General features: G+C 69.5%; 6 protein-coding genes. 1 reads left to right on the top strand and 5 read right to left on the bottom strand.

Annotated elements, in window-relative coordinates; all coding sequences use genetic code 11:
* Window positions 1-46: 46 nt before the first annotated feature.
* From pgl to tkt, 5 genes are read right to left on the bottom strand one after another with little or no spacing between them, the layout of a single operon-like run.
* Window positions 47-829: a 6-phosphogluconolactonase gene (gene pgl / locus ABZT04_RS45635; protein ID WP_356066563.1), complete on the bottom strand. Its 783-nt coding sequence runs from the start codon at window positions 827-829 to the stop codon at window positions 47-49.
* Window positions 826-1,932 carry a glucose-6-phosphate dehydrogenase assembly protein OpcA gene (gene opcA / locus ABZT04_RS45630; protein WP_356066561.1) on the bottom strand — a complete coding sequence of 369 codons (1,107 nt, stop codon included), beginning with the start codon at window positions 1,930-1,932 and terminating at the stop codon, window positions 826-828. The genes pgl and opcA overlap by 4 nt, the downstream gene beginning before the upstream one ends.
* A complete protein-coding gene (zwf, locus tag ABZT04_RS45625) occupies window positions 1,929-3,452 on the bottom strand; it encodes a glucose-6-phosphate dehydrogenase (protein WP_356066558.1) in 1,524 nt (507 codons plus the stop codon). The genes opcA and zwf overlap by 4 nt, the downstream gene beginning before the upstream one ends.
* 4 nt (window positions 3,453-3,456) lie before the next feature.
* A complete protein-coding gene (gene tal / locus ABZT04_RS45620; RefSeq protein WP_356066555.1) occupies window positions 3,457-4,575 on the bottom strand; it encodes a transaldolase in 1,119 nt (372 codons plus the stop codon).
* A gap of 34 nt (window positions 4,576-4,609) precedes the next feature.
* On the bottom strand, window positions 4,610-6,697 hold the full coding sequence (gene tkt, locus ABZT04_RS45615) for a transketolase (protein WP_356066552.1): 2,088 nt from the start codon (window positions 6,695-6,697) through the stop codon (window positions 4,610-4,612).
* Window positions 6,698-7,039: 342 nt separating this feature from the next.
* On the opposite strand from tkt, the gene ABZT04_RS45610 reads away from it, so the two are divergent.
* On the top strand, window positions 7,040-8,008 hold the full coding sequence (locus tag ABZT04_RS45610) for a heme o synthase (RefSeq protein ID WP_355912945.1): 969 nt from the start codon (window positions 7,040-7,042) through the stop codon (window positions 8,006-8,008).
* The last annotated feature ends 137 nt before the right edge of the window (window positions 8,009-8,145 follow it).

Genomic DNA, 8,145 nt, shown 5'->3' with positions numbered 1-8,145 from the left:
GCCCGTACGACCGAAGTCGTACGGGCCCTTCGGTGGCACGCCGGTGTCAGGCTGAGGCCGGCGGATACAGCGAGCGCGGCAGTTGCGAGGCAGCCGCCGCGTCCAGCAGCCACAGGGTGCGGGAGCGGCCCTGGGCACCGGCCGCCGGTGCCTGGATCTCGCCCGCGCCCGACAGCGCGATCGCCGCAGCCTCGGCCTTGTCCTCGCCGGCCGCGAGCAGCCACACCTCACGGGCCGACCGGATCGCCGGCAGGGTCAGGGTGACCCGGATCGGCGGCGGCTTCGGGGCACCGTGCACACCGACCACCGTGCGCTCGGTCTCCCGTACGGCGGGCAACTCCGGGAAGAGCGACGCCACATGGGTGTCCGGGCCGACGCCCAGCATCAGGACGTCGAAGGTGGGGACGGCGCCATGGTTCTCGGGGCCGGCGGACCGGGCGAGTTCCTCGGCGTAGCCCGCGGCCGCCGCTTCCACGTCGGCGCCGTAGGGGCCGTCCGACGCGGGCATGGCGTGCACGCGCTTCGGGTCCAGCGGCACCGCGTCGAGCAGTGCCTCGCGGGCCTGGGTGACATTGCGCTCCGGGTCGCCCTCGGGCAGGAAGCGCTCGTCGCCCCACCACAGGTCGAGCCGGCTCCAGTCGATGGCGTCCCGGGCGGGCTGAGCCGCGAGGGCGGCCAGCACACCGTTGCCGTTGCGACCGCCGGTGAGCACGATCGAGGCGTAGCCGCGCGAGGCCTGCGCGTCCACGATCTTCGTGATCAGCCGGGCCGCGGCGGCCTGGGCCATCAGTTCCTTGTCGCGGTGGACGACGAGTTGGGGAGTGCTCACTGCGGATCAGCCTTCTTGACCGGGGGCATCTTCGCGGGGGTGGGCCGGTCGGCGCCGCCCTGGTCCGGAGAGGCCGAGGCGGACACCGAAGCGGGCGTCGCGTCCGGTACCCCGCGGACCGGCAGGGCCGGTACGGGCTGGTCGGCGGCCGCCTCGGCCCGTTCCGCGGCCGACTGGATGCCGCCCAGCCGGTCCACGCCGAACCGCAGTGTGGCCGCGTAGGTGTCGTCCGGGTCGAGCCTGCGCAGCTCCTCCGCGAGCAGCTCGGACGTCTCACGGCGCTTGAGCGCCACCGCGCGGTCCGGCTGGCCGGGCAGGGCCAGCGTGGCCATCGCCCCGTCCGACCGGTGCAGCGTGATGGGACCGCCGGTCGTCTCCAGGCGGACCTGGGTCAGACCGGGACCCGCGGAGATCGCCCGCCGGACATGCACGTGGAGGCGGTCGGCGAGCCACATCGCGAGCAGTTCGACGCTGGGGTTGGACTCCTCGCCCGCCACCTCGACGGAGACGATCTCCGAGGAGACCTGGTCGAGCGCGGCGGCCAGCATCGAACGCCACGGGGTGATGCGGGCCCAGGCGAGGTCGGTGTCGCCCGGTTCGTAGCTCTCGGCGCGGGACCGCAGCTCCTCGACGGGCTTCTCCGCCGCGTAGCTGTCGGTGACCCGGCGCTGGCTCAGGGCGCCCAGCGGGTCGTTCGCCGGGTCGCGCGGCGCGTCCACCGACCACCAGACCACCACCGGCGCGTCCGGCAGCAGCAGCGGCAGCACCACGGACTGGGCGTGGTCGGAGACCTCGCCGTACAGCCTCAGGACGACCGTCTCGCCGGTGCCCGCGTCTGCGCCCACCCGTACCTCGGCGTCGAGGCGGGACTGGGTGCGGCCCCGGGGCGAGCGCGAGACGCGCTTGATGACCACGAGCGTGCGCGAGGGGTGCTCGTGCGACGCGTCGCCCGCGGCCTTCAGGGCGTCGTAGGCGTTCTCCTCGTCCGTGACGACGACGAGGGTGAGCACCATGCCGACGGCCGGGGTGCCGATGGCGCGGCGGCCCTTGACGAGCGCCTTGTTGATCTTGCTGGCAGTGGTGTCGGTGAGGTCTATCTTCATGGCCGGCGCCAGCTCCGTCCCTCTCGTGCGAGCATTTCGTCCGCCTCGACCGGGCCCCACGTCCCGGACTGGTACTGCGCGGGCTTGCCGTGCTTGTCCCAGTAGCGCTCGATCGGGTCGAGGATCTTCCAGGACAGCTCGACCTCCTCGGTGCGCGGGAAGAGGTTCGAGTCGCCCAGGAGGACGTCGAGGATGAGGCGCTCGTACGCCTCCGGGCTGGACTCCGTGAACGACTCGCCGTAGGCGAAGTCCATGGACACGTCCCGGATCTCCATCGAGGTGCCGGGCACCTTCGAGCCGAAGCGGACCGTGACGCCCTCGTCGGGCTGGACCCGGAAGACGATCGCGTTCTGGCCCAGCTCCTCCGTCGCCGTGTGGTCGAAGGGGGAGTGCGGGGCGCGCTGGAAGACCACCGCGATCTCGGTGACCCGGCGGCCGAGCCGCTTGCCGGTGCGCAGGTAGAAGGGGACGCCCGCCCAGCGGCGGTTGTCGATCTCGACCTTGATGGCCGCGTAGGTGTCGGTCTTCGACTTGGGGTCGATGCCGTCTTCCTGGAGGTAGCCGACGGCCTTCTCGCCGCCCTGCCAGCCCTCGGCGTACTGCCCGCGGACCGCGCTCTTGCCGAGGTCCTTCGGCAGCCGCACCGCGCCGAGCACCTTCTCCTTCTCCGCCGCCAGCGCGTCCGCGGAGAAGGAGGCGGGCTCCTCCATCGCGGTCAGTGCCATCAACTGGAGCAGGTGGTTCTGGATGACGTCACGGGCGGCGCCGATGCCGTCGTAGTAACCGGCCCGGCCGCCGATGCCGATGTCCTCGGCCATGGTGATCTGTACATGGTCCACGAAGGACCGGTTCCAGATCGGCTCGAACATCGTGTTGGCGAAGCGGAGCGCCAGGATGTTCTGGACGGTCTCCTTGCCGAGGTAGTGGTCGATGCGGAAGACCTGGTCCGCGGCGAAGACCTCGTGGACGATCGCGTTGAGTTCCTCGGCCGACTTCAGGTCGTGGCCGAAGGGCTTCTCGATGACCGCGCGTCGCCAGGAACCCCTCTCCTGGTCGGCGAGACCGTGCTTCTTCAACTGCTGGATGACGACCGGGAAGGACCGCGGCGGCACCGACAGATAGAAGGCGAAGTTGCCGCCCGTGCCCTGTGCCTTGTCCAGTTCCTCGATCGTGTCGCGCAGCCGCTCGAACGCGTCGTCGTCGTCGAAGGTGCCCTGGACGAAGCGCATCCCCTGGACGAGCTGCTGCCAGACCTCCTCACGGAACGGCGTACGGGCGTGGTCCTTGACGGCGTCGTGGACCTCCTGTGCGAAGTCCTCGTGGGCCCACTCGCGCCGGGCGAAGCCGACGAGCGAGAAACCCGGTGGCAGCAGACCCCGGTTCGCGAGGTCGTACACGGCGGGCATCAGCTTTTTGCGTGACAAATCGCCTGTGACGCCGAAGATGACCAGGCCCGACGGCCCCGCGATACGCGGGAGCCGTCGGTCGGCGGGGTCACGCAGCGGGTTGCTGCTCGACAAGGTGTCAGCCCTCCGAGGGGGCGAGGCGCGAAAGCTCCGCCTCGGTCGACTTGAGCAGGTCGGTCCAGGCCGCCTCGAACTTCTCGACGCCCTCGTCCTCCAGTTGCTGCACCACGTCGTCGTACGAGATCCCGAGCGCCTCCACGGCGGCCAGCTCGGCGCGGGACTGCTCGTACGTGCCGGTGATCGTGTCGCCGGTGATCTGGCCGTGGTCCTCGGTGGCCTCAAGGGTGGCCTCCGGCATGGTGTTCACCGTGTTCGGCGCCACCAGCTCGTCGACGTACAGCGTGTCCTTGTAGGCCTTGTCCTTGACGCCCGTCGAGGCCCACAGGGGACGCTGCTTGTTGGCCTGCGCCTTGTCGAGGGCGGCCCAGCGGTCCGAGGAGAAGACCTCCTGGTACGCCTCGTAGGCGAGCCGCGCGTTGGCGAGACCGGCCTTGCCGCGGGCGGCCTTGGCCTCGTCGGTGCCCAGCGCGTCGATCCGCTTGTCGATCTCGGTGTCCACGCGGGACACGAAGAAGGACGCCACGGAGTGGATCTTCGAGAGGTCCAGGCCGCGCTCCTTGGCCTTCTCCAGGCCGGTGATGAAGGCGTCCATGACCTCGCGGTAGCGCGCCAGCGAGAAGATCAGCGTGACGTTGACGCTGATGCCCAGGCCGATGGTCTCGGTGATCGCCGGAAGACCCGCCTTGGTGGCCGGGATCTTGATCAGGGTGTTGGGACGGTCCACCAGCCAGGCGAGCTGCTTGGCCTCGGCGACGGTGGCCGCCGTGTTGTGGGCCAGCCGCGGGTCGACCTCGATCGACACACGGCCGTCCTGGCCGCCGGTGGCGTCGAAGACCGGGCGCAGGATGTCGGCGGCGTCACGGACGTCCGCCGTCGTGATCATGCGGATGGCTTCCTCGACGGTCACCTTGCGGGCCGCGAGATCGGCGAGCTGCTGGTCGTAGCCGTCGCCCTCCGAGATCGCCTTCTGGAAGATCGACGGGTTGGTGGTGACGCCCACGACGTGCTGCTGGTCGATCAGTTCGGCGAGGTTGCCGGACGTGATCCGCTTGCGCGACAGGTCGTCCAGCCAGATCGCGACGCCTTCCTCGGAGAGGCGCTTGAGTGCGTCTGTCATGGAAAATGCATCTCCTACGTGTCGTTTGTCAGCGTCAGCTCTGGGCGGCGGCGATGGATTCCCGGGCCTTGGCGGCCACATTCTCGGCAGTGAAGCCGAACTCCTGGAAGAGGACCTTGCCGTCGGCGGAAGCCCCGAAGTGCTCCAGTGAAACGATGCGACCGGCGTCTCCGACGAACCGGTACCAGGTCAGACCGATCCCCGCCTCGACCGCGACGCGTGCCCGCACCGACGGCGGCAGCACGCTGTCCCGGTACCCCTGGTCCTGCGCGTCGAACCACTCCACGCAGGGCATGGACACGACCCGCGTCGGCACCCCGGAGGCCTCCAACTGCTCGCGGGCCTCGACGGCCACGTGCACCTCGGAACCGGTACCGATGAGGATCACCTCGGGCGTACCCGTGGACGCCTCGAACAGGACATAACCGCCCTTGGCGGTGTCCTCGTTGGCCTCGTACGTCGGCACGCCCTGGCGGGTCAGCGCGAAACCGTGCGGGGCGCCCTCGCCGTAGACCTTGGTGTAGCGGCGCAGGACCTCGCGCCAGGCGATCGCGGTCTCGTTCGCGTCCGCCGGGCGTACGACGTTCAGGCCCGGGATGGCGCGCAGCGAGGCCAGGTGCTCGACCGGCTGGTGGGTGGGACCGTCCTCGCCGAGACCGATGGAGTCGTGCGTCCAGACGTACGTCACCGGCAGGTGCATCAGCGCGGAGAGACGGACCGCGTTGCGCATGTAGTCGGAGAAGACGAGGAACGTGCCGCCGTAGACACGGGTGTTGCCGTGCAGGGTGATGCCGTTGAGCTCCGCGGCCATGGAGTGCTCGCGGATACCGAAGTGGATCGTGCGGCCGTAGGGGTTCGCCTCCGGCAGCGGGTTGTCCGCCGGGAGGAACGACGAGGTCTTGTCGATCGTCGTGTTGTTCGAGCCCGCGAGGTCGGCGGAGCCGCCCCACAGCTCGGGGATGACCGCGCCGAGCGCCTGGAGCACCTTGCCGGATGCGGCACGGGTGGCGACACCCTTGCCCACCTCGAACACCGGGAGCTTCTCCTCCCAGCCGGCCGGCAGCTCGCCCGCCGCGATGCGGTCGTACTCGGCCGCGCGCTCCGGGTTGTTCGTGCGCCACTCCTGGTACGAGGGCTCCCACGCGGCCTTGGCCTCGCGGCCGCGCTCCAGGGCCTGGCGGGTGTGCTTGAGAACGTCGTCGGAGACGTCGAAGGACTTCTCCGGGTCGAAGCCCAGCACACGCTTGGTGGCGGCGACCTCGTCGTCGCCCAGCGCCGAGCCGTGCGCGGCCTCGGTGTTCTGCGCGTGCGGCGCGGGCCAAGCGATGATCGAGCGCATCGCGATGAACGACGGCCTGTTCGTCACCTTCTTCGCGGCCTCGATGGCGTTGTAGATGGCGTGCGGGTCCAGGTCGCCGTCCGGCTTCGGGGCGACGCGCTGGACGTGCCAGCCGTAGGCCTCATACCGCTTGACGGTGTCCTCGGAGACCGCGGTCTCGGTGTCGCCCTCGATCGAGATGTGGTTGTCGTCCCACAGCAGGATCAGGTTGCCGAGTTCCTGGTGGCCGGCCAGCGAGGACGCCTCCGCGGAGATGCCCTCCTGGAGGCAGCCGTCACCGGCGATCGCGTAGATGAAGTGGTCGAACGGCGACTCACCCTGGGGGGCGTCCGGGTCGAACAGGCCGCGCTCGTAGCGGGCGGCCATCGCCATGCCCACCGCGTTGGCGACACCCTGGCCGAGCGGGCCGGTGGTGGTCTCGACCCCTGTGGTGTGCCCGTACTCGGGGTGGCCCGGAGTCTTGGAGCCCCAGGTGCGGAAGGCTTCCAGGTCCGCCAGCTCCAGGCCGAAACCGGCCAGATAGAGCTGTGTGTAGAGGGTCAGGGACGAGTGTCCGGCGGACAGTACGAACCGGTCGCGCCCCACCCAGTCCGCGTCCGCGGGGTCGTGCCGCATCACCTTCTGGAAGAGGGTGTAGGCGGCCGGGGCCAGGCTCATCGCCGTTCCCGGATGGCCGTTGCCGACCTTTTGTACGGCGTCGGCGGCCAGGACGCGGGCGGTGTCAACGGCCCGCTGGTCCAACTCGGTCCAGTCGAGGTCTGTGGTGGTCGGCTTGGTGCTCACCCTGGGTCAGGGCTCCTCTCCACATGTCACGCATGTCGGAATACCGGTGCACTTGGCGCCCACCGGCCGTTGTCGAGCCTACCCCCGTAAGAACGTGCATTTTTTCGAGTCATTCCAGACTGCCGGGACTCTCGGGGATCCGCCTCCCGACCGGTCCGTTCCGCATTCGGCAACTGAATACGGAGGTGCTCGTTCGAGTGCTCAATGGAGTGGTGATCAGCTCTTCCGGAGGGGCCGCCCAACACGACCCCACCCCCGCGAATGTCCGGGTCTGGGCAACGTCTACAGTGGCGTGGTACGCGCGAGCCTTTACGGGGAGTTCACACCCGAAGGCTTGCTGGGATGTCTCTGTCAGGGGTGTGCGTGACGGCCGTTGAATCCCGTCCAGCGGGGATTGTCGGGGCGAGCCAGAGCCCGGGCCGGCGGCCGATCGGGGCCCGGGTCATGGCGTTCGTGGCGCTGACCAAGCCGCGGATCATCGAGCTGCTGCTGATCACCACCGTTCCGGTGATGTTCCTGGCCCAGCAGGGAGTGCCGGACCTCGGGCTGGTGCTCCTCACCTGTGTCGGCGGCTACCTCTCCGCGGGTGGCGCGAACGCGCTCAACATGTACATCGACCGCGACATCGACGCGCTCATGGACCGCACCTCGCAGCGTCCCCTGGTCACCGGCATGGTCAGCCCCCGCGAGTGCCTCGCCTTCGGCATCACCCTCGCCGTCGTCTCGACCCTCCTCTTCGGCCTGACCGTCAACTGGCTGTCCGCCTGGCTCGCGCTCGGGGCGCTCCTCTTCTACGTCGTCGTCTACACGATGATCCTCAAGCGCCGTACCTCGCAGAACATCGTGTGGGGCGGTATCGCCGGCTGTCTCCCGGTGCTCATCGGCTGGTCCGCGGTCAAGGACTCCATGTCCTGGGCGCCGGTCATCCTCTTCCTCGTCATGTTCTTCTGGACGCCACCGCATTACTGGCCGCTGTCCATGAAGGTCAAGGACGACTACGCGCGCGTGGGCGTGCCGATGCTCCCGGTCGTCGCCTCCAACAAGGTCGTCGCCAAGCAGATCGTGATCTACAGCTGGGTCATGGTCGCGGTCTCGCTGCTGCTGACGCCCCTCGGTTACACGGGCTGGTTCTACACCCTGGTCGCGCTGCTGGCCGGCGGCTTCTGGCTGTGGGAGGCGCACGGGCTGCAGAACCGGGCCAAGGCCGAGGTGACCGGCGGCAAGCTCAAGGAGATGCGGCTGTTCCACTGGTCGATCACCTATGTGTCACTCCTGTTCGTGGCGATCGCGGTGGATCCCTTCCTGCGATAGCCCCCGGACAGTCCCTCGTACGGCTCGACGGGCGGGGTGCGTGGTCCGGCGGGACAACCCGCCCACCACGACCGGATCACGAAGGCTCGCCTGAGCGATCCCCGGCACGGTCCTGGCCGCCGCGTTTCCGCAAAGCA

It is taken from the genome of Streptomyces sp. NPDC005492, from assembly GCF_040605995.1.
Lineage (GTDB): Bacteria > Actinomycetota > Actinomycetes > Streptomycetales > Streptomycetaceae > Streptomyces.
Note: the sequence above shows the minus strand (reverse complement) of the source record. Positions and strands in the feature narration are given on the sequence as shown.